Genomic DNA, 24,045 nt, shown 5'->3' with positions numbered 1-24,045 from the left:
CGCCGCGTCTCGGATCTGACCCGCCCGCGCCCGCAATCCCTCCGCCGGCATGATCCGGATCAGGTTCGACGGGTCGGCGGCTCGCCTCTCAGCCTCTTCGGCACCCCGTGTGAGCTACGGCCGCAAGGTAGCGGCCGGGGCCGCGATTGCAAGAGGGCAAAGGGCTGGCCTGCCAGCGCCTTAAAAGACGCTGGCACCGGCTTCGGCGTCTCCCACCGCCGCGCGGAAGACGGCGAAGAGTTCGCGGCCGAGGCCGATCTCGTTGGCGGACAGATCCGGCGTCGCCGGCGTGCGCTGATCGAGCGTCTCGGCGTCGACCAGCACTTCCAGCGTTCCCGTCTCGCCGTCGAGGCGGATCATGTCGCCGTCCTTTATCCGCGCGATCGGGCCACCGCTCTTGGCTTCCGGGGTGACGTGGATCGCCGCCGGCACCTTGCCCGAGGCACCGGACATCCGGCCGTCGGTGACGAGGGCGACCTGATGGCCGCGATCCTGCAACACGCCGAGCAGCGGTGTCAGCTTGTGCAACTCCGGCATGCCGTTCGACTTCGGGCCTTGGAACCGCACCACGGCGATGAAGTCGCGATCGAGCTCGCCGGCGTCGAAGGCGACCTTCAATTCGTTCTGATCGTGAAAGATCTTCGCCGGGGCCTCGACCACCCGCCGCTCCGGCTTGACCGCCGAGACCTTGATCACCGCTTTGCCGAGATTGCCCCGCAGCATTCTCAGACCGCCATTGGTCGAAAACGGCTTGTCGCCGGTGGTCAGCACCTTCGGATCGCCGCTTTTGCGCGGCGCGTCGCGGCGGACCACCTGCTCGCCATCGGCCGAGAGCTTCGCTTCGATCGCATAGGCGCGCAGACCACGCCCCCAGGCGGTGCGAACATCCTCGTGCAACAGACCGCGATCGAGCAACTCGCGGATCAAAAAGCCCATGCCGCCGGCGGCCTGGAAATGGTTCACGTCGGCAAGGCCATTCGGATAGACGCGGGCGAGCAGCGGCGTGACGTCGGAAAGATCCGAAATGTCCTCCCAGGTGAGCTGGATGCCCGCCGCCGCCGCGATCGCGACGAGATGCATGGTGTGATTCGTCGAGCCGCCGGTCGCATGCAGCCCAACGACGCCGTTGACGACGGCCCGCTCGTCGACGACAAGGCCGGCCGGGGTGTATTCGTTGCCGAGCGCGGTGATCGACAGCGCCCGCTTCGTTGCTTCCTTGGTCAAGGCGTCGCGCAAGGGCGTGTTCGGATTGACGAAGGATGCGCCCGGCGTGTGCAAGCCCATGATCTCCATCAGCATCTGATTGGAGTTCGCCGTGCCGTAGAAGGTACAGGTGCCGGGGCCGTGATAGGACTGGGACTCGGCTTCGAGCAGCTGGTCGCGGCCGACTTTGCCCTCGGCGTAAAGCTGGCGGATCCGGCTCTTTTCGTCGTTGGGCAGACCGCTGGTCATGGGACCGGCCGGAACGAAGATCGCCGGCAGATGGCCGAAGGTCAAGGCGGCGATCGCCAGTCCCGGCACGATCTTGTCGCAGACGCCGAGATAGACGGCGGCATCGAACATGTCGTGGGAAAGGCCGACGGCAGCGGCCATGGCGATGACGTCGCGGGAAAACAGCGACAGCTCCATGCCGGTCTGGCCTTGCGTGACGCCGTCGCACATGGCCGGTACGCCCGAGGCGACTTGGGCAGTGCCGCCGACGTCACGGGCAGCCTGCCGGATCAGCTCGGGAAAGCGCTCGAAAGGCTGATGGGCCGAGAGCATGTCGTTATAGGCGGTGATAATGCCGAGATTGGGCGTGCGATCGCCGGACAGGCGCTCCTTGTCCAGGGGGCCGCAGGCGGCAAAGCCGTGAGCGAGATTGCCGCAGGTCAGCGTCGAGCGCTTCGGTCCCTCGGCGCCTTTGGCGCGGATGCGCGCGAGATACGGCTCACGGGTCGGCGCGGAGCGCTCGCGGATGCGATCGGTAACCTCTTCGATGCGACGGTCGGCATTCATGGCGCTGCCCTTTGTCAAATTCTGTGGTGATAACAATGCCCGGACGGCGTTAACGCCCAAGGCTCAAAAATCGTCGTTTACGTTCGAAACTAGCGCACGCGGCCCGGCCCGCGAGCCGTCACGCGCAAAAGGAATGATCAGGGCGCCCAGAAGATATTCAAAGGCTCCGGCCGGTCGGCCCGCAGGATCGCGCGCACCGGCATGTCCTCAACCGATCCAGCCGCCTGCGCGGCTTGGAAGGTTGCAAGCTTTTCCTCGCCCTCGATATGCAGGGCAAGCAGCCGCGCATCGGCGAGCATCGGGAAGGTCAGCGTGACCCGCGGCTCGTCCATGTCCTTTGGATGGACGATGCCGACCGAGAGGTCGCCCTTCGGGTCGAGACAGTCGGCCAAGCCGGGTGCATTGGGGAACCAGGAGGCGGTGTGGCCGTCGGTGCCCATACCGAGGATCACGACGTCGAAACGGCGGCCGATCCGCTGGAACCGCTCTTCCAGCGTTTCATGCACCTCTTCCGGCCTGGCACTCGGCTCGTAGAAGGGCACGAAGTGAGCGGCAGCGGCCGGCCCCTGCAACAGATGGCGCCGCAGCATTGCGGCGTTGGAGCGGGCGCTTTCCTCTGGGACCCAACGCTCGTCGACGAGCGTGATCGTCACCTCCTGCCAGTCGAGCCCGATCGCCGAAAGCCGCTCGAAGAAGCGCTTCGGCGTCGAGCCGCCCGACACCGCCAGCCGCGCCGCCCCGGATGTGGCGATCGCGCCGGCGAGCACCGCCGCAACGCCCGTCGCCAGGGCTTCGGCGAGATCCTCGCGATTGGCGTAGCGGTGAAAGGTCGGCTCGGCCATGATCAGCTCTTTCGTTGCAGGGGCTCAGTCCGGCTCGTGCCAGGTGCGTCCGTCGCGCTCGATCAGCGCGACCGAGGACGACGGTCCCCAGGTGCCGGCGGTGTAGCCCTGGGGGCGAACGCTCTTCTCGTCCCAGGCTTTCAGGATCGGATCGATCCATTCCCAGGCCGCCTCGACCTCGTCGCGGCGCATGAACAGCGTCTGATTGCCGCGAATGACATCCATCAGCAGGCGCTCATAGGCGTCCGGATTGCGGGTCATGAAGGACTCAGCAAAGGTCATGTCGAGCGGCACGTGCTTCAACCGCATGCCGCCGGGGCCGGGATCCTTGATCATCAGCCACTGCTTGACGCCTTCGTTCGGCTGCAGCCGCATGACCAGCTGGTTCTGAACGATGTTGCCGGCAACGTTCTGGAAGATGTTGTGCGGGATCGGCCGGAAGGTCACGACGATTTCCGACATCCGCTCCGACAAGCGCTTACCGGTGCGCAGATAGAACGGCACGCCCGCCCAGCGCCAATTGCCGATCTCCGCCTTGATCGCGACGAAGGTCTCGGTGTCGCTGTCATGGCTGCCGAGATCGTCGGCATAGCTCTTGACCGCGGCGCCGCTCGAGGCGCCGGCCTTATACTGGCCGCGCACGATGAGGCTCTCGACATTCGAGGTGTCGATCGGCTTCAGTGCCCGCAGCACCTTCAGCTTCTCGTCGCGCAGCGCATCGGCGTCCATCGCCGAGGGCGGTTCGAGCGCCACCAGACAGACCAGCTGCAGAATGTGATTCTGCACCATGTCACGCAGGGCGCCGGCCTTATCGTAATAGCCCGCGCGGCCTTCAAGCCCGACCGACTCGCCGACGGTGATCTGCACGTGGTCGATGTGAGTGGAATTCCAGATCGGCTCGTAAAGGGCGTTGGCAAAGCGCAGCGCCATCAGATTTTGCACCGTCTCCTTGCCGAGATAATGGTCGATGCGGAAGATCTGCTCTTCGCGAAAATGCTGGCCGATCATCTCGTTCAGCACATGGGCCGATTCGAGGTCGCGGCCGACCGGCTTTTCGACGACCAGCCGGGCATGCTCGTTGGCCAAGCCCTTGCCGCTGATCCGCTCGGCGATCGGTCCGAACAGCGAGGGACCGACGGCGAGATAAAAGGCGCGGATCCGCTCCTGGCCGGCCTCGTCGAGAAGCGCGCGCAGCTCGTCCCAGCCTGCATCGGATTGGGCCTCGACGGTGCGGTAGTGAAGCCGTGAGAGAAAGCGGTCGAGGGAGGTCTGGTGGATGTCCTCTGGCTTGACGTGCTTGGTCAGCGCCTCCGCAGCGAATTGCCGGAAGGATTCGTCGGACAGGTCGCTGCGCGAGGCGCCGATGATCCGGGATTCGGCCGGGATTTGGCCATCGCGGTCGCGATGATAGAGCGCCGGAAGCAATTTGCGTTCGGCAAGATCGCCGTTGCCGCCGAAGACGACGTAGTCAAACGGATCGACGGGAATGATTTGGCTGGACATCGAACTCTTCCTGACCGCGATGGACGCTGCGATTAAGGCCGACCGCCGACCGTAGCAGCGCCCCTTGGCCGAGCCTCTAATCTAATCGATTGAATTTTTCCAGTGCCGGTAAAAAATACCACCGGCGCGTCGCCGGATCGCGGCGACAAAGCGCTGTGCAGTCTCTCACCGCGATAGTGCGTTCGTTGTGTGTTCTGTCGGGCGCACGGCGCTCTGTAGGCATTCATTGCAGCGATGGGAAATACAACCGCGGTCGACACGCCGCTCTCAAAATTATCGCAGAGCTTGGCGGCGTCTTGGTGATCAACCTTCGCGCCGCGCCAGCGCGCGGTCCAGTGCCGCGACCAACTGCTCGGTCGCAAACGGCTTTTTGACCGCCTCGGTGCGCGGATCGACGTGATCCGGCAATTCGAGCTTCTCGCCGTAGCCGGTCACAAAGACATAAGGGATCGCCTTGGCTTCGAGCGCCGGCACCAGCGAGAAGCTGGTCTCGTTGCCGAGATTGACGTCAAGCAGCGCAATGTCGATCGTATGGCGGTCGACGATGCGCTTCGCCTCGGAAACGCTCATCGCCGTGATCACGTCCTTCGCTCCCTTTTCGAGCAGCATCTGCTCGGCGTCGAGGGAGATAATCATGTTGTCTTCGAGGATCAGTCCGGTTTTGCCCGCAAGTCTCGACTGTAGCAGGACGTCCTGGCCCTTATAACCTTTGTGCACGTAGTCGGTCTCCTCAATATTTGCCTCCAACTCGCTCTTGAGTTGAAAAACCTGTGAGGGCAGGACGAAGCGGGCCTTGAGCCCCGTGAGGTGATATTCCACCGACACTTCGCCGCCCAGATCATGGGGAATGGAGCGTTCGATGATGGTCGATCCGAAGCCGCGCCGGCTCGGCGGCTTGACCGGTGGACCATCGCTTTCGCGCCAGAGGATTTCGCAATTCTCGTTGTCGTCGATCCGCCAGCTGACACGGACGTTGCCGCGTGAATCGGACAGCGCGCCATATTTAGCGGAGTTCGTCACCATTTCGTGGAACACGAGAGCCAGCGTTGAAAAGGCCTTGGCCTCGACGAGGATGACCGGCCCGTCGAGATGCACCCGGGACGCTTTCGGGCCGATATAGGCCTCGATCTCGGTCTGCATGATCGCGCGCAGGCTCTGGGCCTTGTAGTTGTCGTCGGTGATCTGGTCGTGGGCGCGGGCGAGGGCCTGGATGCGACCGCCGATGATCGTTGAGAAGTCGTCGACGCTCTCGGCACTCGCCCGACTCTGCACGACCAGGGCGCGCATCAGGCTCAAAATATTGCGAACGCGATGGTTGAGCTCGGCGATCAGAAGTTCCTGATGCTGGCTCGCGAGCTTCTGCTGGCGTTCGGTCTCCTCGTTGAAGCGCAGCAGCACTTCCAGGATCGAGACCCGCAGCGCCTCGGCGGCCTTCAACCTGGCGGGGGACCAGGGTCGGCATTTGCCGCGCACGGTCTCCTGCCATGCTTCGAAGCTCTTGCGCGGTGTCAGCCGCGGCCCGTTTGGTCCGAATTCGACCGGCTTTTCGTCCGGCCGGCCGGCCCAGGTCACGGTCTCGACGATCTCCTTGCGGAAGAAGAGCAGATAATCACGCGGCGCCCGGGAGATCGGAATGGCGAGCAGCCCCGCCGCCCGGTCGACGAATTCGGCGGCCTTCGGATAGACCGAGGACAGCTCGTCGGTCGCATAGACGCGGCTCGATGCGGCGCGGTTGAGGAACCGTGCCAGACCCGGCATGTCGTCCGGGAACGGACATTGACCGACCGTGCGCACAACGTCCTTGGCCCAGACCGCGAAGCCGTCGCAGGGGATGAGTTCGCGAAAATCCTCGGCAAAGTCGATCAGCTCGGCCATCGTCGGTGAGGTCGAGATCAGCTTGGCCACGACCCGGTCGTTGAGGTCGCGTGCCTCTTCCTCGACCCGGCGGGTTTCCTTGCCGAGCCGGCCTTCGATGATCAGCGAGGCCATTTCGCCGAACAGCTCCATCGTGCTGCGCATTTCCATGCTCAGCAGCCGCGGCGTGTAGTTGTGCAGCGCGAACAGGCCCCACAGTTTGTCGTCGATCACCACCGAAATCGACAGGGAGGCATGGACCCCCATGTTCTTCAGATATTCGACATGGATCGGCGAGACTGCACGCGTGACGGACAGCGACAAGTCGAGTGGCGCCCCGCTCGGATCGGTCTGGGGAACGATGTCAATATTCTGGCTGTCGACATCGGCGATGATCCGGATACGGTTGCGCAAATAGAGCTGGCGGGCCTGGCGCGGGATGTCCGTCGCCGGATAGTTCAGGCCAAGGAACGGCTCGAGATTGCGATTGAGCGACTCGGCGACGACTGCGCCCGAGCCGCTCTCGGCGAAGCGGTAGAGCATGACCCGGTCGAAGCCGGTGACCGCGCGCAGCTGTCGCACGCACTCGCGAAACACCGCCGTGGTGAAGTCGCAGCGCTGAATGCGTGCGACCATCGCTTTGAGAAGCATGCCGGGATTGCCGTTGCTTGCGGCATTGCTCTCGGAGCGCTCGAGTTCGATGACGATCGAGGTGTTGGAGATGTGCACGGCAATGTCGAAGTAGCGACCGTCGCCGAAAAAATCGATGCTGAAAACCCGTTCGCAGCCTTCATTCGGCGCGATCAGCTGCAGCTTGCCGCGAATGAGATGCAGCGAACCGTCAGGCAAGATTTCGGCGAGCGGGCATCCCAGCATGTCGTCGGGCTGGCGGCCAAACAGCTCCTCGATATTCGCCGAGACGTGCTGAACAATCCAATCCATGGAGACCGCGACGAGATAGCCGAAGTGCTGGATCTGTCCAAGCAGATGGATCGGCTCGCGGTCGCAGTTCGACAAGTCGAGCTGATCGGAGATGGCAAGTGGCGTTGTCATTGACAGATCTCCAGCGGAGCGTCCGTGTCGACGACGTGATCGGCCCGTCGCCCGAGCGCCTGATCCAGGGCGTGTGAAAACAGCGTAAATGTTGAAAGGGCCGCGGTTAAGGCGCGCGTAGAGGCCCGATCGCCAATGATGTCCGGCGCAAGGCGAGCGAAGCTGTGCGATTCGTGATCGCGATCGAAAGCACCGGCGAGGAACTCGGCAGAAAGCTTGGTGGAGGGCACGAAGAACTCGGACTTCTGCAGCTGACGATGGACGAAGCGTGCGCCAGCTCTGGCGCCTTCGAGCACATAGGCAAGGCCAGCCTGTTCCGGCGTGCCGAAGCTTGGCATCGAAAAGGTTGGTGTCTCGATCGCGGGTAAGGCCATTGCCGCCGCGTCGATTTCCAGGTGGTGGCGATTGCCGCGCAGCCAGACGAAGAACAAATCGGTTGTGTTATGCATATACTGACTTAAAAATGTTTCCAGAGCGCGATAGGCGGCTAGATTCATCAGTATGAAGTTGTAATAATCATCTATTTTCATCTCGCCGTTGCCGATCGACGCCAAGCGGCGATCGAGACTCGTATGGCTGTCACGGGTCTGCTGTCGCAGAAAATCGCGCAGACTGGTCTCTTTTTCGGGAGCCGCAAGCCTTGGATCGAAAGCGTTTTGTGGGATCGAAGAATCGGTCATGGTGTTTTGAGATGCGTTTGATCCCATGGACTTGCAAGAGGCAATCCACCCGGGACGAGGCTCCGTGTGCGCATAAGGCGCAGATCACGGGGCACTGTCGGATCCTTCATCACGGCCACAGACGGGCAGCTCCCTACGAACGAATCTCTGGGCACCGGCGACCAGAGTTCTTAAGTTTTAGCCCAAGAAAGATGCGATAAAATCTAAATTTGTTAAGCCGTGATCAGAATTTTTTTTGCAAAGACGCCCATGATGTTGAGGCGGCAAACCCATGATCCAAATTGGTCAACTTTTCCCCCATCATTGTTGGAAACGGCAGATCCATTTGCAACGGTTTCGATGCCTGTAGCATGAACACCCGGTTGCCGGGGGAACGGCCGGGTTTGCCTTGTGCAATCGCGGACCTTGGTCCGGTCAGAACCGGTCGCGTAGCGAAAACCAGGTCATGGCGAGGAACAAGAGTGGCGCGCGCATGCGGCTGCCGCCCGGAAAGTTCGGGATCTGCAGTGCCTCGAATTCGGCGAGACGATCGCGATTGCCGGCAACGCGTTCGGCATAGAGCCGCCCGGCGAAGTTCGCCAGCATCACCCCGTGGCCCGAAAAGCCGCCGATCGTCGTGATGCCCGGCTCCAACGTGCGCACGAAGGGCAGCCGCTGCATGGTGATGCCCACCGAACCGCCCCAGGCATGGGTCATCCCGACGCCCTTCAATTGCGGGTAGACCTCGGCGATCTGCTTGCGGATGTGGCGGGTGATGTCGCCCGCGGCAGAGGTGTAGGCTTCTCGGCCGCCGAACAGCAGGCGGTTGTCGACGCTCTTGCGGAAATAGCGCACGACGAAGCGGGAGTCGTCGCAAGCTTCGCCGCCGGGCAGGACGCCGGCGCTCTCCGGCAACGGCTCGGTCGCGCCGATGAAGGAGTTGATCGGCATCACCCGCGCGTCAATCGCCGCGCTGAGGCCGGGGCCGTAGGCGTTGACGGCATAGAGCAACCGTTCGGCCGTGATCTCGCCGGTCTCGGTCACGGCAACGATGCGCCCGTCCGTGCGGCGGGCGGCGAGCACCTTGGTCTCCTCGAACAGCTTGGCACCGCTTGTCGCCGCCACCTTGGCGAGGCCGACAACCAGCTTTAACGGATTGACGTGGCCGGTGCCGGTGTCGCGGATGCCGCCGAAGAAGCGGTTCGAGCCGATTCGCTCGGCGGTCTCCTCGCGGTCCATATAGCTGACGCCGTGATAGCCGTAGCGGCTCGTCAGCGACTCCACCTGGCCGCGATATTCGGGCAGATAGGAGCGTTTGTGGGCGAGCGAGAGCTGCCCCATCCGCAGATCGGCGTCGATGCCGTTGGCCTCGATGAACTCGAACAGATGGGTCTTGGCCTCCTCGGCGAGGTCGAACAGCGCCTTGGAGCGCTCGAAGCCGTAAAGCGCCTCGACCTCTCCAGGCCAGATCCGCTGGCCGGTGCCCATTTGTCCGCCGTTGCGGCCGGATGCTCCGTCGCCGAAACGGTGCGCTTCCACCACGGCGACGTCGACCCCGCTTCTCGCCAGATGGATTGCCGCGGACAGGCCGGTAAAACCCCCGCCCACGATCAGAACATCGACCTTCAGCCCGCCATCGAGACGCGGAAAGCACGGCCGTTCGACCGTGTCCTGATAATAGGATCGGCCGGGCGCAATCGGTGAAAGATGATCCTTCATGCGGTCAGACCTGCAGCAGAAGGAATTCGCGCTCCCAGGGACTGATCACCTGCATGAAGGTCTCGTGCTCGCCGCGTTTCACGCCGGCATAGGTGCCGACGAATTCCCGGCTGAAGACGTCGTGAAAGTCTTCCTCAGTCTCGAAGACCGCCAGCGCTTCGAGGAGACCCCGCGGCAGGGCGATCCCGCCGTCCTCATTGACCGTCTGATCGGTTGGCTCGTCGGGTTTGAGGGCCTTCACCATGCCGAGATAGCCACAGGCCAGCGAGGCGGCGATGGCAAGATAGGGATTGGCGTCGGAAGAAGGCAGCCGGTTTTCCACCCGCCTTCCCGCCGGATCGGACGTCGGCACGCGGAACGCCGTGGTGCGATTGTCGAACCCCCAGGCGGTGTTGGTCGGCGCGGCCATGCCATAGGTCAGGCGGCGATAGGAATTGACGTAAGGCGCCATCATCAACAGCGCCTTCGGCACGTAGCGCTGCATGCCGCCGATGAAGTGGTAGAAAAGCTCCGAGGCGGTGCCGTCCTCGTTGGAAAACACGTTGCGGCCGCTGGTTGCCTCGGTCACCGACTGGTGGATGTGCATGGCCGAGCCCGGCTGGCCCTGGATCGGCTTGGCCATGAAGGTGGCATAGATGTCCTGGCCGAGCGCCGCTTCGCGGATCGTGCGCTTGAACATGAACACCTGGTCGGCCAGCTCCAGCGGATCGCCGTGGCGCAGGTTGATCTCGAGCTGGGCAGCGCCTTCCTCGTGGATCAGCGTATCGATTTCGAGCCCTTGGGCATCGGAGAAGTCGTAGATGTCGTCGATCAGCTCGTCGAACTCGTTGACTCCGCCGATCGAATAGGACTGGCCGGACTGGATCTGCCGGCCGGAGCGGCCGATCGGTGGCACCAGCGGATAGTCCGGATCGACATTCTTGGAGACCAGATAGAATTCGATTTCCGGCGCGACGACCGGTTTCCAGCCCTGATTTTCGTAGAGCGCCAGAACGCGCTTCAAAACATTGCGGGGGGTATAGCCGACGGCGGATCCGGAGTGATCGACGAGATCGCAGATCACCTGTGCCGTCGGATCGTTCTCCCAAGGCACCAGCGACAGCGTCGACAGATCAGGCACCAGCTTCAGATCGCCGTCGTTCGGCGAATAGCGGAAGTCACCGCTCTCCTCCGGATACTCGCCGGAGATGGTGTGCATGAACAGTGCGGAGGGGAGGGCGAGCGAGGTGTTGTCGGCAAATTTCTTGGCCGGCATCATCTTGCCGCGCGCCACGCCCGCGAGATCAGGGGTGATGCATTCGAGATCGTCGATGCCGCGAAACTGCAGCCATTCGCGCGCTTCGTCCATCGAACGCACGCCACGCTTGGATTCCAGGAAGGCGCGGGTTTCTTCGGCGGAGAGCTTCAGCTTGGCGAGGTCACGCTTGACGGACATCGGGGCGCCCTTGATCGTGCTGGCCTCGTGGCTGCCGGATGGCCGGCGGCGCGGATCGATCCGTTCCGGGGTGAGCGGACGTGATGATTTCGGTTTCTTCGGTGCGGACATGGAAGCCTGACTGGAGGGCCTGTTGGGGGCGCCCGCGCAGGATATAGGCACGCGTGAGGTGTGGAAAGAGCGATGCGGCAGTGCGCGCAAACGCCGTGCGGCAAGGCATCGACCTCGCCGCACGGCTGAGGGGTGATGCCGGCTTCACGGTCAGGATTCGTGCGCTGTTGGGTGATCGATGCGGCCGGCGCGGCGGGCGTCGCGCATCAGGCCGGGACGCGGGGCGCTGCCCGCTTGCGGCGCGGCGTTGCGCGCCTCGGTCCAGCCGTCCATCCATTGGGCTCGAAGATCCGAGCCTTGGGGATAATCACAAGCGGACATCGGGTGGTTTTTGGCAAAGGCCAGCCGGCCCTGCTGATGGGCATCCGTGATCATTGGTCTTCTCCCATATTCGGCGCCGGCGGTTCTTGCCTTTGCGTCAATACGCCTCGCAACGCGTCGAAGACGGAACTCTGTCGATCGCTCCGGTCGCCGGATCACTGTCTTGCCGCCATGGGAACTGACGCGATCGTGGCGGCCTGCGAGGCCGGCATGCCGACGGCTCTTTCAACGCGAAGACGGGTGGTGGGCGCCGCTGTCGAAGGCGCGGCACTCGAAAAGTCGCCTTCGCTGAAAGAAGATTTGGGGTCGCGCCCGCCGAAAAATCAACTGCGGCGATCAAAAGTGATCGGTGCCGCTCCACAGCCGGCTCGGCGAGATCGGAAGGCGCAGGCGGCTCGATTCAGCGCAGGAAGCTGGCGAACTGCGCCACGTCGTCGTCGCTGTTCGACCAGCTGGTGACGAGCCGGACCAGGGTTTCGCCCTCGCCGACGAGATCGGGCATCGCGTGGGGCTTGTTCCAGTCGTAAAAGACCGCGCCCGCCTCGCGCATGCGGGCGGCCAGATCCGACGGCAGCACGGCAAAAATCTCGTTGCAGTTCGTCTCCCACGCCTCGCGGGCGGCGTTGCTCTCGGCCAGCGCTTGGCGCAGCTGGTCCGCCATGCGGTTCGCGTGGCCGGCGAGATCGAGCCACAAGCCGCCGTCGAAATAGGCCATGAACTGGGCGGCGACGAAGCGGGTCTTGGAGAACAGCTGAGCGCCACGCTTGCGGATATAGGGAAACTGCTCCGCCTTGGCCGGATCGAAGACGACAATCGCCTCGGCGCACCAGCAGCCGTTCTTGGTCGCGCCGAAGGAGAGGATGTCGACGCCGCGCTTCCAGGTCATTTCGGCCGGCGTCAGGCCGGTCGCGACCAGCGCATTGGCAAAGCGCGCGCCATCCATATGCAGCGTCAGCCCGCGATCGTGGGCGATGGCTGCAAACCTCTCGATCGCGTCGGTGGAATAGACCGTGCCGGCCTCGCTCGGCTGGCTGATTGAGATCGCCATCGGCTGGCCGGCATGGACGCGGCCGGGTTTGAAGCGGGCGAGTTCATGCAGGAGATTTTGCGGATCGATCAGCCCGTTCGGCCCGTCGACCGCCGCCATGCGGGCACCATGGGTGAAGAATTCCGGCGCGCCGCATTCGTCTTCCAGAATATGCGCCTCGCGGTGGCACAGCACCACGCCGCCCGGCCGCTTGACCGAAGCAAGAGCGAGGGAGTTCGCCGCCGTGCCGGTGCCGACGAAGAACACCGCGACCTCGCGCTCGAAAATGTCATTGAACCGGGCTTCGACCTTTTTGTCGAGATCGCTGGCGCCATAGGCCTCGGCCATGCCTTCGCCATGACGAGCAAGAGCCGCGTTGACGGCGGGATGGGCGCCGGACCAGTTGTCGGATGCGAAGATCATGCGTCGAGGCGTAGCTCGCGCCGGCGCGAAGGGCAAGCGAGCGGTCCGATTGAATTGGCACTGTGCCAAACTCTCGGCCCACTGCGGCGACGCCACGACCGGTGGACTTTTTGAGGGGGCGGCCCTGCGTTCAATGACGGTGATGGGACCAGTTGCGGAGCGCGAACGAGCGATCAAGCCGTCGCGAACTCGTCGGTCGATCCGCCTCTCCCATCGCGTGTCGATCCATCCGCACCCAGGATGAATATATCTGTCCGGCGAGAGAGGCGTCACGAAGGCTCTGGGGGCGCGGATCGTTCGGTGGAGTTTGTCGGTCGGCGGGGCTGACCGGGCCGACTGCAAGGCAGTCTTGCCCGATCAGCCTCTATTCGATGCTGTATCGCGTTAAATCACTGGCTGCATGACGGCGTGATATTCATGCAGGCGCCAGGGGCCTGTTTTGCCATGATCTTGGGCGGCGAAGACGTGAGGTCGAGCGAATAATTGCAGCCCGACGGGACAGAGCCCAGTGTCGAAGAGCCCATTTTGCAAGTGTAGCCGGCAACCTTGACGACGATCGTGTTACCGGCGGGTTTGAAGCCGACAGACTTTTCGGTCTTCAGCGGCACTGTCGTGCCGCCTGCATCAACGACAGTATCGACGATCGCATCGACGGAGTCGGCCAGGGCCGGGCCACCGACGAGACAAACGGCAGCGGCGCTGAACATGGCAAGGTAGAAATATGATCTCATAGGAGTTTCCTCGTTTTTAGGGGGTGTCGGACATCCCGATCATGGGTCACCGACATGAAAAAGCTAAAATTTAAACGTGCAAAATACAACCAGAAATTTATCACGAAGGTGCATTCAGTATTTTATTTGGCCAGTATCAAGAGATCACTGCCGCGCTTGCGTGTCTGCGCTTCGAGAGACGTGGCGCGGCGTCGCGATCTCATCGCCAGATACGGCCCTCACTTGGCAATTGTCTCGCACGCCTGCATCGCTTGATCCGACGTCGCATCGAGCATGACGGCCTGGCCCCTGTTCGCCGATCGCGACCAACAGGCAGTGCTTGATGGGTTTGGCCTGCGTCATCATATGACTGAGCGCTTGGTGCGACACCGTTGCATTGCCGGTGTGGCCATCGGACATGATTACCACGATCTCGTCGCCCTGCATCATCGCCGTCGAGCCCGCGTGTATCGCCATCGTTTCGGGTGCCATGGACGGCGCATGACCATGGTGTCCGATGGCATCGTTCGGGAGCCCATGGTGCCCATTGCGCCCATTGAGCCCATGCCGCTCATGGTCGAGCTGGTGTCGTGGGCGAAGGCGGGAGCGCGGGTCGTGGCGGTCGCGTCGGCGATGGCGATGTTGAGCGTTGCGTGACGCATGATTGATCTCCGTTGAACGGGGCGTCGCGGAATCGATGAAACGGTGCGCTCGCGGGCGGTCCTTCGTTCGACGAAAAAATCGACTGTGGCACCGCGTGACCCGTGCCAAAAACGGCAGCGTCGCGGCTGGCCATTCTCCGGGAACGCTTGAATTCCATGAGCTTTAAAGCGGATGATGACAGATCCGCGACGCTCAATCACGATCTTGGCATTCGCGTGTTGCCGGGTGTTACAGCCTGCGCCGATGTGCCTGTGACCGGCCATCTTGCCCCGCCTTGCGACTTCTGCCATATTGCCACGGATAGGACAGTGGTGCTGCCATAAATGCAGCGGCCAGAGCATGAAGAAATGGGCTCCGCGCCCGTGGCGCGACAGGTTCTATCCTGACAGAGCCGAGTATGGCACAAGGCCAACTCGAAAAGAATGGATCCGGCAATCCGGCATAGGCGCGCGCATTCAGCGCGTCTTTCGGACGTGCAGCGGGTCGAATTTGCGCGGCCAAATGGCGCCGACGCACCGATGGGGAGACGACACGATGACGAATGCGACCCGCGAGCGGACGCCATCTGACGCCAAAGCTGCGGCCGAAATGGCTGCGCCTCACCGGATCGGCTTGCCGAAAAAGATCGGCCTCTACGACCCGCGCAACGAGCACGATGCCTGCGGCGTCGGCTTCATCGCGCATATGAAGAACGTCAAGTCCCACGCGATCGTCGAGAAAGGCATCGAGATCGTCGAGAACCTGACTCATCGTGGCGCGGTCGGCGCGGATCCGCTGATGGGCGACGGTGCGGGCATGCTCGTCCAGGTTCCCCATCGCTTCTTTGTCGAGGAGATGGCGTCGCAAGGCGTCACATTGCCTGAGCCCGGTCATTACGGTGTCGGCCATATCTTCATGCCGCAGGACGCTGACCAGCGAGCCCATATCGAAGCGGTGTTCGAGGAGGTGGTGCGCGAAGAGGGGCAGACGGTGCTCGGTTGGCGCGACGTGCCGGTCTCGAACGAGTCCCTTTCCAAGGCGCCGGACATCGTCGCCACCGAGCCGGTGCATCGGCAGATCTTCATCGGCCGGTCGGCCTCGATGGCGGATCAGGAGGATTTTGAGCGTCGCCTCTTCATCCTGCGCAAGGTCGTCTCCAACCGGATCCAGGCCGAGACCAACGGCGAGGACATCGGCTTTTACGTCGTGTCGCTGTCGACCAAGACCATCGTCTATAAGGGGATGTTCCTTTCCTATCAGCTCGGGGCCTATTACAAGGATCTGAAGGACGAGCGCTTTGAATCGGCGCTCGCCCTCGTCCACCAGCGTTTTTCGACCAACACCTTCCCGTCTTGGAAGCTTGCCCATCCCTATCGGATGGTCGCCCATAACGGCGAGATCAACACGCTGCGCGGCAACGTCAACTGGATGGCCGCCCGCCAGGCCTCGGTCGATTCCGAGCTGTACGGCAATGACATCTCCAAGCTTTGGCCGATCTCCTACGAAGGCCAGTCGGATACCGCCTGCTTCGACAACGCGCTCGAATTCCTCGTCGAGGGTGGCTACTCGATGACCCATGCGATGATGATGCTGATCCCGGAAGCCTGGGCCGGTAACAAGCAGATGGCCAACGAAACCAAGGCTTTCTACGAGTATCACGCGGCGCTGATGGAGCCCTGGGACGGCCCGGCGGCGGTCGCCTTCACCAATGGTTCGCAGATCGGCGCGACGCTTGATCGCAACGGCCTTCGCCCGGCCCGCTATGTCGTCACCGACGACGACCTGGTCATCATGGCGTCGGAGGCCGGCACGCTTGCCGTCGACGAGACCAAGATCGTCAAGAAGTGGCGGCTGCAGCCCGGCCGCATGCTGCTGATCGACCTTGAAAAGGGTCGGATCGTCGACGATGAGGAGATCAAGCGCGAGATCGCCGCGGCCAACCCCTATCGCGACTGGCTGAAGAACACCCAGATCATCCTGGAGGATCTGAAGCCCGTGGCGCCCCGGGCCTCGCGCTCGGACGTCTCGTTGCTCGATCGCCAGCAGGCCTTCGGCTACACCATCGAGGACACCCGCACGCTGATGGCGCCGATGGCCACCACCGGTCAGGAAGCGATTGGCTCGATGGGCACCGACACGCCGATCTCGGCGATGTCGAAGAACTCGAAGCTGCTCTACACCTATTTCAAGCAGAACTTCGCCCAGGTTACCAACCCGCCGATCGATCCGATCCGCGAGGAATTGGTGATGAGCCTCGTCTCCTTCATCGGGCCGCGGCCGAACATCTTCGATCTCGAAGGCTCTTCCCGCAAAAAGCGGCTTGAGGTGCGCCAGCCGATCCTGACCAATGGCGATCTCGAAAAGATCCGCAACATCGGTCACACCGAGGATCGCTTCGACACCAAGACGATCGACATGACCTATCCGTCCGAACAGGGCGCGGCGGGCATGGCGGGCGCGTTGGATCGGCTGTGCGAGCGGGCCGAGGCGGCGGTCGTCGGCGGCTACAACATCATCATTCTGTCGGATCGGCAGGTCGGCGCCGATCGGCTGCCGATCCCGGCGCTGCTCGCCTGCGCGGCGGTGCATCACCATTTGATCCGCAAGGGGCTGAGAACCGCCGCCGGTCTCGTCGTCGAATCCGGTGAGCCGCGCGAGGTGCATCACTTCGCCTGCCTTGCCGGCTACGGCGCGGAAGCGATCAACCCCTATCTCGCCTTCGATACGCTGATCGAGATGCACCGGCGCGGCGACTTCCCGCCGGAGGTCGACGCCCATGAAGTGGTGACCCGCTACATCAAGTCGATCGGCAAGGGCATTCTGAAGGTCATGTCCAAGATGGGCATCTCGACCTATCAATCCTATTGCGGCGCGCAGATCTTCGACATCGTCGGGCTGAAGTCCGACTTCGTCGCGCATTTCTTCACCGGCACGGCAACGACCATCGAGGGCGTCGGGCTCGACGAGATCGCCCGCGAAAGCGCCGAGCGGCACACGCTGGCCTTTTCCGATGATCCCGTGCTCAAGCGCTCGCTGGCGGTCGGCGGCGAATATGTCTACCGCATGCGCGGCGAGAGCCACATGTGGTCGCCGGACGCGATCGCCACTCTGCAGCACGCCGTGCGCACCGGCTCCTTCGACAAGTATGAAGACTACGCCAAGATGGTGAACGAGGCCTCGGTCGAGACCTCGACGATCCGTGGCCTGTTCCGCATCAAGTCGGCCGAGGAGGTGGGCCGCCAGCCGGTGCCGCTCGACGCGGTCGAGCCGGCCAAGGAGATCGTCAAGAGGTTCTGCACCGGCGCGATGTCCTTCGGCTCGATCTCGCGGGAAGCGCACACCACCTTGGCGCGGGCGATGAACGCCATCGGCGGCAAGTCGAACACCGGCGAGGGCGGCGAGGAGTCGGATCGCTTCCTGCCGCTGCGCGACGGGACGGCGAATCCCGAGCGTTCGGCGATCAAGCAGATCGCCTCCGGCCGCTTCGGCGTGACGACCGAATATCTCGTCAATGCCGACATGCTGCAGATCAAGGTCGCCCAGGGCGCCAAGCCCGGCGAGGGCGGCCAGCTGCCCGGTCACAAGGTCGACGCGACCATCGCCAAGACGCGGCATTCGACGCCGGGCGTCGGCCTGATTTCGCCGCCGCCGCACCATGACATCTATTCGATCGAGGATCTGGCGCAGCTGATCTACGATCTGAAGAACGTCAACCCGGCGGCCGACATCTCGGTCAAGCTGGTCTCCGAGGTCGGCGTCGGCACGGTTGCCGCGGGCGTGGCCAAGGCCCGGGCGGATCATATCATCGTCGCCGGCTATGACGGCGGCACCGGTGCCTCGCCGCTGACCTCGATCAAGCATGCCGGCAGCCCGTGGGAAATGGGCCTCGCCGAAACCCAGCAGACGCTGGTGCTGAACGGTTTGCGCTCGCGCGTCTGCCTGCAGGTCGACGGCGGGCTGAAGACCGGCCGGGACGTCGTGATCGGCGCGCTGCTCGGCGCCGACGAGTTTGGCTTCGCCACGGCACCGCTCATCGCCGCCGGCTGCATCATGATGCGCAAGTGCCACCTGAACACCTGCCCGGTGGGCGTGGCCACCCAGGATCCGGTGCTGCGCAAGCGCTTCAAGGGCACGCCGGAACACGTCATCAACTTCTTCTTCTATGTCGCCGAAGAAGTCCGTCAGATCATGGCCTCGCTGGGCGTGACCCATCTGTCGGAACTGATCGGCGAGACCCAGCTGCTCGACAAGAAGGCGCTGATCGACCACTGGAAGGCCAATGGCCTGGATTTCACCGGCGTGTTCTTCAAGCCACAAGGATCGCCGGAGAAGCTGCGCTGGACGGAGCTTCAGCAGCATCCGATCGACGAGGTTCTCGACCGGAAGCTGATCGCCGAGGCCGAGCCGGCGCTGACCGCCCGCCAGAGGGTCGAGATCGAAACGCCGATCACCAATGTCGACCGCTCGGCCGGCGCCATGCTGTCGGGCGCGGTCGCCAAGCGCTTCGGTCACAAGGGGCTGCGGGACGACACCATCAACGTCAAGCTGACGGGCACCGCCGGCCAGAGTTTTGGCGCCTTCCTGGCTCGGGGCGTCACCTTCGAACTGACCGGCGAGGGCAATGACTATGTCGGCAAGGGCCTGTCCGGTGGCAAGCTGATCGTCAAACCGATGCCGGACAGCCGGATCGTGCCGGAAGACTCGATCATCGTCGGCAACACGGTGCTTTACGGCGCGATCGCCGGCGAGTGCTATTTCCGGGGTGTCGCCGGTGAGCGCTTCGCGGTGCGCAATTCGGGCGCCGTTGCTGTCGTCGAGGGCGCCGGCGATCACGGCTGCGAATATATGACCGGCGGCGTCGTCGTCATTCTCGGCCAGACCGGCCGCAACTTCGCGGCCGGCATGTCGGGCGGCGTCGCCTATGTCTATGACGAACTCGGCGATTTTGCCGAACGCTGCAATATGGCGATGGTCGATCTGGAGCCGGTGCCGGAGGAGGACGACCTCCTCGAAAAGCTGCACCACCACGGCGGCGATCTGCAGCACAAGGGCCGGGTCGACGTCTCCTCGGACATGACCCGCCACGACGACGAGCGGCTGTTCCAGCTGATCTCCAACCATTTCCACTACACCGGCTCGACCCGGGCCAAGGAGATGCTGGACAATTGGGAGCAGTATCGCCCGCGCTTCGTGAAGGTGATGCCGGTCGAATATCGCCGGGCCCTGCGGGAAATGGAGCGCATGCGCATGGGCGTTGCGGCGGAATGACGCTTTTGCCGGGTTGAACGGCCTCTATCTCGGTCGAGGACAAGGCGGGCGCCATGCGGCGCCCGATCACCACTTCGACCGGAAAGAGATACCGCCATGGCCGACATCACGCTTTGGGGCTTCGACGGCTCCACCTATGTGCGCACCGTCAAGATGCTGCTCGCCGAAAAGGGCGTCACCGCCTACGAGCAGGTGCCTGTCAACGTGTTAAACGGCGAGCCGAAAAGCGCCGACCATCTGAAGCGCCACCCATTCGGCAAGGTGCCGGTGCTTGATCACGGCGATGTTCGGGTCATTGAGACGGCGGCCATCTGCCAGTATCTCGACACCGTCTTGCCGGGGCCATCGCTGATTCCGTCCGATCCGAGGGCGCGGGCGAAGATGGACATGGTGACCAACATCATCGGTTCCTACGGCTACGGACCGATCGTCGCCGGCATTGCCGCCTATCATCTGTTTCCCGATTTCGTCGGCGGCAAGGACGAGACCAAGCACGAAGAGGGGCTGAAGAATGGCCGCAAGGTCGTGACCGAGCTGATGGCGATCAAGGGCGATGCGCCTTGGCTGGCAGGTGCCGAGATGTCCGTCGCCGACCTCTATCTCGCGCCGCTGATGGCCTATGTCGCCAAGACGCCGCATCTTCCCGAATTTCAAGAGATCGACGGGTTTTCACCTTGGTGGGAAACGATCTCTCAGCGCCCGAGCTTCACGACGACACAACCGGGATGACGCCGGTGATGCGGCAAAGACCTGCGGCAACGACGTTCCGGCCGCCGCGTCGCCGGTCTCGGATGCGCCGATGACGGCGAGCCGCAACGCGGCACGACGGCCGCGGAGGCGTGATGCTCTGGCACGGGCCTGTGCGGCGCCATTTGCAAGAAATCTTGGCCGAGGCCCGTCTTTCGCCTTGTCACGCAGAGGCGGGCTTTGATAAGAGACCGTCGCGCCGGTGACGTTCGACCCTCGTCCCGGCGATGGTCGGTTGCGTGACATCGTCATGACGGCAATCGACCCGGTCGACCGCCGTTTCGCCCTGCGAACCACCGGTTGCCTTGGCCCCGATGGAGAGGTGGCAGAGTGGTCGAATGCACCGCACTCGAAATGCGGCATACCTTCACGGGTATCGGGGGTTCGAATCCCCCCCTCTCCGCCACTTCAGTCCCTGAGTGGGCACTGAATTTACGCTATTTTTCCCGGTAAGCGCCTGTAGCAGCCGGGACTTCGATCCCATGATACGAACCTCGCCCTCGGCGACCTCGACGCGCTGTGCGAGCGCGCGCAGGTGGTCGCGGCGGTAGCCGCCGCCTTCGAAACGGATGCGCTGGCGGGCGGTGCTGGCGAAAGCCCGAACCATCTGCGGGGTGACGGCCTTGGAGCCAGAGTTGTCGAGCATGGCCTGCGCCCGGTCGGAATCGACCTTCGCCTGATCGCGGATGGCCTTGAGACCGTCGATGCGGTCTTTCAGGGCCGGATCGTCGATGTCGGCCACGCCTGCCTCTATGGCGTCGTAGAGGCGCTTGAGGCGCAATTCCGATTCGGCGGCGCGCTTGTTGAGTTCGGCGATATGCTCGCGGCGGCGCTCGGACTGCTCCTGCCGCCGGTCGAGCACGCTGGCGAGGATGGTTTCCAGCCGCTCGGGCTGGAGAAGCTGCTGCTCAAGGTGATCGGCGACCAGATCGTCCAGCTTCTCCATCGGCACGGCCATGCCGGTGCAGGTGGTCGGCCCCTGCCGCGCCCTCATGGAGCAGGCATAGTAGCGATAGCGCCCGCCCTTGCCGGTGCGGATGGTCATGGCTCCTCCGCATTTGGCGCAATGGATAAGCCCGGTCAGCATGGTCGGGCCGCTGATGACGCGGGCGGGCATGACCTTGGGATTGCGCGCCTTGAGGCGGGCCTGCACGGCGTCGAACGTCTCCGTGTCGATGATCGGCGGGACCGGAACCGTCACGATCTCGCTGACGGGTTTCAGTTCCTTGGTCTTGGTCCGCTTGTTGAACTCATGCTCGCCCATATAGGTGCGGCGGGTGAGAATGCGGTGCACCTGACCGATGCCCCAGCGCCCGCCGTCGCGAGTGAAGATGCGGCGCTTGTTGAGGTAGGAGACGATGTTCTTGACGCCCATCTGGCCTGTGGTGCCGTCGCCCTCCAACGCAAGGCGGTAGATCAGCCGCACGGTGTCGGCGTGGAGCGGGTCGATCTCCAGCTTCTTCTTGGTCTTGGCTCCGCGCTGCTCGGCGGCGACCACACGGTAGCCGATAGGGGGAAGCGAGCCGTTCCAAAAGCCTTGGCGGGCGTTCTCCTTCAAGGCCCGCATCACATGCTTGGCGTTTTCCTTGGACTGATATTCATCGAACAGGGCCATGATCTGCCGCATCATGACGTGCATGGGATCGTCGCCCATTTCCTGCGTGATGGAGACGAGCTTGACGCCGTTCTTCGCCAGCTTCCTGACATAGAACTCAAGCTCGAAGTGATCGCGGAAGAAGCGGCTGAACGAATGAACCACGACGATATCGAAGGGCGCGGGCTTGGACGTTCCCGCCTCGATCAGGCGCTGGAACTCCGGGCGGCGGTCATTGGTGGCCGATGCGCCCGGCTCCACGAAGGTTTCGACAAGCTGATAGCCACGCGCGGCGCAATAGGCTTCGCCCTGCCGCTTCTGGTCGGGGATCGAGACATCGTGCTCGGCCTGCCGCGCCGTCGAGACGCGGAGATAGAGCGCGGCGCGCTGCATAACCTGAGGCTGAGAAACGCCATTGCTTGAAGTTGTCATGACGTTTCTCCCGACAAAAGGTGCTGTGCGGTAGCAACAGGCAGATAGAGGGTGTTGGGCCGGTCAGTCAGTGGCGTGAATCCGAAGGCCGCATAGAAGGCTGCGGCCTTCCCGTCGATGGCGTCGGCGAATATGGCGTGAGCGCCTATCGGCGCTTCGGCGACGGTCTTGATAGCGTCGAACAGAAGCGCCTCGCCGAGACCAAGCCCGGCATAGGACTGATCGCGGCCAAGCCAGCCGATCAACACGGCCGGGACGGTCGGATAGCGCGGCAACCGGCCCGCCAGCGGTTCGGGGACAGCGGTCAGCGGCACGTTGCTCGATGAAAGCGTGTAGAAGCCTGCGATCCGCTCCGCCTCAAGGTCTCGGGCGACAAAGCAGGTCGCATATCGGCGCTTCATGTCCTGCGTCACCGTCTCGCGGAAATAGCGGTCTATCCGCTCGTTGCCACACGAGAACGTCTTTCGTTGATGGGCCTTGGTCAGAGCCTCTATCGCAAACCTTGCACTCACCGGGGCGCGATCAGGTCGGCATGGCGCTTGGCGGCACGGGCGAGACGGGCGTTCGGCGCGGGTGGGTCGATCAGCGCCTTGGCAAAGCGCATCTGGTCCTCGGCAGCCAGACGCAACACGTCGGCTTCCTCGACCGTGCGGCGCGCATCCTCGCCTGCTGTCGCAAGGAGATAGCCGGTCAGCGTCATGCCGCGCAGCCGTGCGGCGCGCTGCATCTGCTCATAAACGTTGACAGGGACGCGCGCCTCAAGGCGGGCGGTTTCGACTTCGCTTGCTGGTCTGGGCATGGCTGAACTCCTTTGTTTGATTATATACGGCATATTGCCGGATTCATCAAGTGTCGGATGAACCGAAGAGTTCATCGAAGAAATCGCCGAACCACTGCTCGAACACGGCGATCTCGGCGTCGGTGACCGGTACGGAGTCGGGCCAGTCATCGGTGACGGTCCAGGTGGACATGTCGTATTTGGGCGGTCGGCCCATGGGGACGCGGTAGCCGAGCAAGGCTTCAAGCTGCTCCGATGCCGTGGGCGGCCTGACGCGCCGGACGCGGGACGCACCGTTTCCGGGATCGTCAGTCATCGAAGTCGAACGCGTTGTAGGTCTTCTTGCGCCACGCGACGGGGTTTTCGATCCAGCGGTTGATATCGGACTCATGCCAGCCGGTGCCGTTGGTGCTGATCCTGAGTTTGGCCGGGAACGTTCCCTCGGCGATCTTGCGGTAGATGGTCGAGCGGGAGAGACCGGTCCGCGCAAGGACGGTCTTCATGCGGATGATACGGTCTGGCTGATGCATGGCTGAGGTGCCTCCTGCTGGTGATTATTGGATGTTGCTGAACCAGACAGAAGAAGAAATTAGCGTTGCACAAGAGAGTATTAGGCGTTGTCGTACTACAGCGAATAATCGGCGGTAAAAAGGATGGTTCTAATATCCGATATTTTGCAGGTGAGACGTAAGAGAGGTAAAAAGATGGAGGAAGTCGACTGGTCAGACCGCGCGTTCTACGATGATGGCGAATGGGTAACGTGGTCCGAAATCGATGAGCAACTGCGCTACAAGGAGTGGGGCGTGAGCTGCTGCCGGTTTTTCGGACACGCAGTTAAGCTAACATAGCTTTCTCCTCGAACTCGACGGGGCTCATATAGCCCAATGTCGAGTGCCGTCGCTGGGGATTGTAGAAGCGCTCGATGTAAT

General features: G+C 63.1%; 19 protein-coding genes, 1 tRNA gene, 1 pseudogene and 1 riboswitch. Of the genes and pseudogenes, 4 read left to right on the top strand and 17 right to left on the bottom strand.

Annotated features, from left to right (window positions below; genetic code table 11):
• Window positions 1–18 precede the first annotated feature (18 nt).
• A riboswitch (TPP riboswitch) is annotated at window positions 19–118 on the bottom strand.
• 62 nt (window positions 119–180) lie between these two features.
• From edd to J1C48_RS16065, 11 genes are all read right to left on the bottom strand, one after another.
• Complete coding sequence (edd, locus tag J1C48_RS16115) at window positions 181–1,998, bottom strand: phosphogluconate dehydratase (RefSeq protein ID WP_207259027.1); 1,818 nt, start codon at window positions 1,996–1,998, stop codon at window positions 181–183.
• Window positions 1,999–2,135: 137 nt separating this feature from the next.
• Window positions 2,136–2,840 carry a 6-phosphogluconolactonase gene (gene pgl, locus J1C48_RS16110; RefSeq protein WP_207259026.1) on the bottom strand — a complete coding sequence of 235 codons (705 nt, stop codon included), beginning with the start codon at window positions 2,838–2,840 and terminating at the stop codon, window positions 2,136–2,138.
• Window positions 2,841–2,864: 24 nt separating this feature from the next.
• Window positions 2,865–4,343 (bottom strand): glucose-6-phosphate dehydrogenase, encoded by a 1,479-nt coding sequence (gene zwf, locus J1C48_RS16105; RefSeq protein ID WP_207259025.1) that lies wholly within the window; start codon window positions 4,341–4,343, stop codon window positions 2,865–2,867.
• A 303-nt stretch (window positions 4,344–4,646) separates the two neighbouring features.
• Window positions 4,647–7,250: an HWE histidine kinase domain-containing protein gene (locus tag J1C48_RS16100; RefSeq protein ID WP_207259024.1), complete on the bottom strand. Its 2,604-nt coding sequence runs from the start codon at window positions 7,248–7,250 to the stop codon at window positions 4,647–4,649.
• A complete protein-coding gene (locus J1C48_RS16095; RefSeq protein WP_207259023.1) occupies window positions 7,247–7,930 on the bottom strand; it encodes a biliverdin-producing heme oxygenase in 684 nt (227 codons plus the stop codon). The genes J1C48_RS16100 and J1C48_RS16095 overlap by 4 nt, the downstream gene beginning before the upstream one ends.
• 414 nt (window positions 7,931–8,344) lie before the next feature.
• A complete protein-coding gene (locus tag J1C48_RS16090; RefSeq protein WP_207259022.1) occupies window positions 8,345–9,628 on the bottom strand; it encodes an NAD(P)/FAD-dependent oxidoreductase in 1,284 nt (427 codons plus the stop codon).
• Window positions 9,629–9,632: 4 nt separating this feature from the next.
• Window positions 9,633–11,063, bottom strand: coding sequence for a glutamine synthetase family protein (locus tag J1C48_RS16085; protein ID WP_231081845.1), 1,431 nt, complete (start codon window positions 11,061–11,063; stop codon window positions 9,633–9,635).
• Between the two features lie 261 nt (window positions 11,064–11,324).
• Window positions 11,325–11,549 (bottom strand): ribosome modulation factor, encoded by a 225-nt coding sequence (locus J1C48_RS16080; RefSeq protein WP_207259020.1) that lies wholly within the window; start codon window positions 11,547–11,549, stop codon window positions 11,325–11,327.
• Between the two features lie 346 nt (window positions 11,550–11,895).
• The gene (locus tag J1C48_RS16075; protein ID WP_207259019.1) at window positions 11,896–12,945 is read right to left on the bottom strand and encodes a threonine aldolase family protein; all 1,050 of its coding nucleotides are present in this window, start codon (window positions 12,943–12,945) and stop codon (window positions 11,896–11,898) included.
• A gap of 389 nt (window positions 12,946–13,334) precedes the next feature.
• Window positions 13,335–13,652, bottom strand: coding sequence for a hypothetical protein (locus J1C48_RS16070; RefSeq protein WP_207259018.1), 318 nt, complete (start codon window positions 13,650–13,652; stop codon window positions 13,335–13,337).
• Between the two features lie 168 nt (window positions 13,653–13,820).
• Entirely contained in the window at window positions 13,821–14,147 is a 327-nt protein-coding gene (locus J1C48_RS16065; RefSeq protein ID WP_207259017.1) for a hypothetical protein, read from the bottom strand.
• 9 nt (window positions 14,148–14,156) lie between these two features.
• On the opposite strand from J1C48_RS16065, the gene J1C48_RS16060 reads away from it, so the two are divergent.
• The 4 genes from J1C48_RS16060 to J1C48_RS16045 all read left to right on the top strand — a co-directional run bounded on the left by J1C48_RS16060 (window position 14,157) and on the right by J1C48_RS16045 (window position 20,718).
• On the top strand, window positions 14,157–14,312 hold the full coding sequence (locus J1C48_RS16060; protein WP_207259016.1) for a hypothetical protein: 156 nt from the start codon (window positions 14,157–14,159) through the stop codon (window positions 14,310–14,312).
• A gap of 594 nt (window positions 14,313–14,906) precedes the next feature.
• Window positions 14,907–19,565, top strand: a complete 4,659-nt coding sequence (gltB, locus tag J1C48_RS16055) for a glutamate synthase large subunit (RefSeq protein WP_231081855.1) — start codon at window positions 14,907–14,909, stop codon at window positions 19,563–19,565.
• Between the two features lie 96 nt (window positions 19,566–19,661).
• Window positions 19,662–20,294 (top strand): glutathione S-transferase family protein, encoded by a 633-nt coding sequence (locus J1C48_RS16050; RefSeq protein ID WP_207259014.1) that lies wholly within the window; start codon window positions 19,662–19,664, stop codon window positions 20,292–20,294.
• Window positions 20,295–20,628: 334 nt separating this feature from the next.
• Window positions 20,629–20,718 (top strand) — tRNA-Ser (locus J1C48_RS16045).
• Here J1C48_RS16045 and J1C48_RS16040 read toward each other — a convergent pair.
• The 6 genes and pseudogenes from J1C48_RS16040 to J1C48_RS16015 form a co-directional block, all read right to left on the bottom strand.
• Window positions 20,680–22,338 carry a recombinase family protein gene (locus J1C48_RS16040; protein WP_231081844.1) on the bottom strand — a complete coding sequence of 553 codons (1,659 nt, stop codon included), beginning with the start codon at window positions 22,336–22,338 and terminating at the stop codon, window positions 20,680–20,682. The two genes, J1C48_RS16045 and J1C48_RS16040, sit on opposite strands and share 39 nt — an antisense overlap.
• Complete coding sequence (locus tag J1C48_RS16035; protein WP_207259013.1) at window positions 22,335–22,850, bottom strand: GNAT family N-acetyltransferase; 516 nt, start codon at window positions 22,848–22,850, stop codon at window positions 22,335–22,337. Before J1C48_RS16035 ends, J1C48_RS16040 begins: the two co-directional genes overlap by 4 nt.
• A complete protein-coding gene (locus J1C48_RS16030) occupies window positions 22,847–23,137 on the bottom strand; it encodes a type II toxin-antitoxin system TacA family antitoxin (protein ID WP_231081842.1) in 291 nt (96 codons plus the stop codon). Before J1C48_RS16030 ends, J1C48_RS16035 begins: the two co-directional genes overlap by 4 nt.
• 46 nt (window positions 23,138–23,183) lie before the next feature.
• Complete coding sequence (locus J1C48_RS16025; protein WP_207259097.1) at window positions 23,184–23,432, bottom strand: hypothetical protein; 249 nt, start codon at window positions 23,430–23,432, stop codon at window positions 23,184–23,186.
• Window positions 23,425–23,646 (bottom strand): helix-turn-helix transcriptional regulator, encoded by a 222-nt coding sequence (locus tag J1C48_RS16020; RefSeq protein ID WP_207259011.1) that lies wholly within the window; start codon window positions 23,644–23,646, stop codon window positions 23,425–23,427. Before J1C48_RS16020 ends, J1C48_RS16025 begins: the two co-directional genes overlap by 8 nt.
• Before the next feature lie 304 nt (window positions 23,647–23,950).
• Window positions 23,951–24,045: pseudogene (locus J1C48_RS16015) on the bottom strand (IS3 family transposase); the annotation flags it as partial.

This window comes from Jiella flava (assembly GCF_017349315.1).
GTDB classification, from domain to species: Bacteria; Pseudomonadota; Alphaproteobacteria; order Rhizobiales; family Rhizobiaceae; genus Jiella; species Jiella flava.
Note: the sequence above shows the minus strand (reverse complement) of the source record. Positions and strands in the feature narration are given on the sequence as shown.

Bases quoted from the DNA above. Each gene is read 5' to 3' on its own strand.
- edd (WP_207259027.1), bottom strand. From the start codon at position 1,998: ATGAATGCCGACCGTCGCATCGAAGAGGTTACCGATCGCATCCGCGAG.
- pgl (WP_207259026.1), bottom strand. From the start codon at position 2,840: ATGGCCGAGCCGACCTTTCACCGCTACGCCAATCGCGAGGATCTCGCC.
- zwf (WP_207259025.1), bottom strand. From the start codon at position 4,343: ATGTCCAGCCAAATCATTCCCGTCGATCCGTTTGACTACGTCGTCTTC.
- J1C48_RS16100 (WP_207259024.1), bottom strand. From the start codon at position 7,250: ATGACAACGCCACTTGCCATCTCCGATCAGCTCGACTTGTCGAACTGC.
- J1C48_RS16095 (WP_207259023.1), bottom strand. From the start codon at position 7,930: ATGACCGATTCTTCGATCCCACAAAACGCTTTCGATCCAAGGCTTGCG.
- J1C48_RS16090 (WP_207259022.1), bottom strand. From the start codon at position 9,628: ATGAAGGATCATCTTTCACCGATTGCGCCCGGCCGATCCTATTATCAG.
- J1C48_RS16085 (WP_231081845.1), bottom strand. From the start codon at position 11,063: ATGTCCGTCAAGCGTGACCTCGCCAAGCTGAAGCTCTCCGCCGAAGAA.
- J1C48_RS16080 (WP_207259020.1), bottom strand. From the start codon at position 11,549: ATGATCACGGATGCCCATCAGCAGGGCCGGCTGGCCTTTGCCAAAAAC.
- J1C48_RS16075 (WP_207259019.1), bottom strand. From the start codon at position 12,945: ATGATCTTCGCATCCGACAACTGGTCCGGCGCCCATCCCGCCGTCAAC.
- J1C48_RS16070 (WP_207259018.1), bottom strand. From the start codon at position 13,652: ATGTTCAGCGCCGCTGCCGTTTGTCTCGTCGGTGGCCCGGCCCTGGCC.
- J1C48_RS16065 (WP_207259017.1), bottom strand. From the start codon at position 14,147: ATGGCACCCGAAACGATGGCGATACACGCGGGCTCGACGGCGATGATG.
- J1C48_RS16060 (WP_207259016.1), top strand. From the start codon at position 14,157: ATGACCATGGTGTCCGATGGCATCGTTCGGGAGCCCATGGTGCCCATT.
- gltB (WP_231081855.1), top strand. From the start codon at position 14,907: ATGGCTGCGCCTCACCGGATCGGCTTGCCGAAAAAGATCGGCCTCTAC.
- J1C48_RS16050 (WP_207259014.1), top strand. From the start codon at position 19,662: ATGGCCGACATCACGCTTTGGGGCTTCGACGGCTCCACCTATGTGCGC.
- J1C48_RS16040 (WP_231081844.1), bottom strand. From the start codon at position 22,338: ATGACAACTTCAAGCAATGGCGTTTCTCAGCCTCAGGTTATGCAGCGC.
- J1C48_RS16030 (WP_231081842.1), bottom strand. From the start codon at position 23,137: ATGCCCAGACCAGCAAGCGAAGTCGAAACCGCCCGCCTTGAGGCGCGC.
- J1C48_RS16025 (WP_207259097.1), bottom strand. From the start codon at position 23,432: ATGACTGACGATCCCGGAAACGGTGCGTCCCGCGTCCGGCGCGTCAGG.
- J1C48_RS16020 (WP_207259011.1), bottom strand. From the start codon at position 23,646: ATGCATCAGCCAGACCGTATCATCCGCATGAAGACCGTCCTTGCGCGG.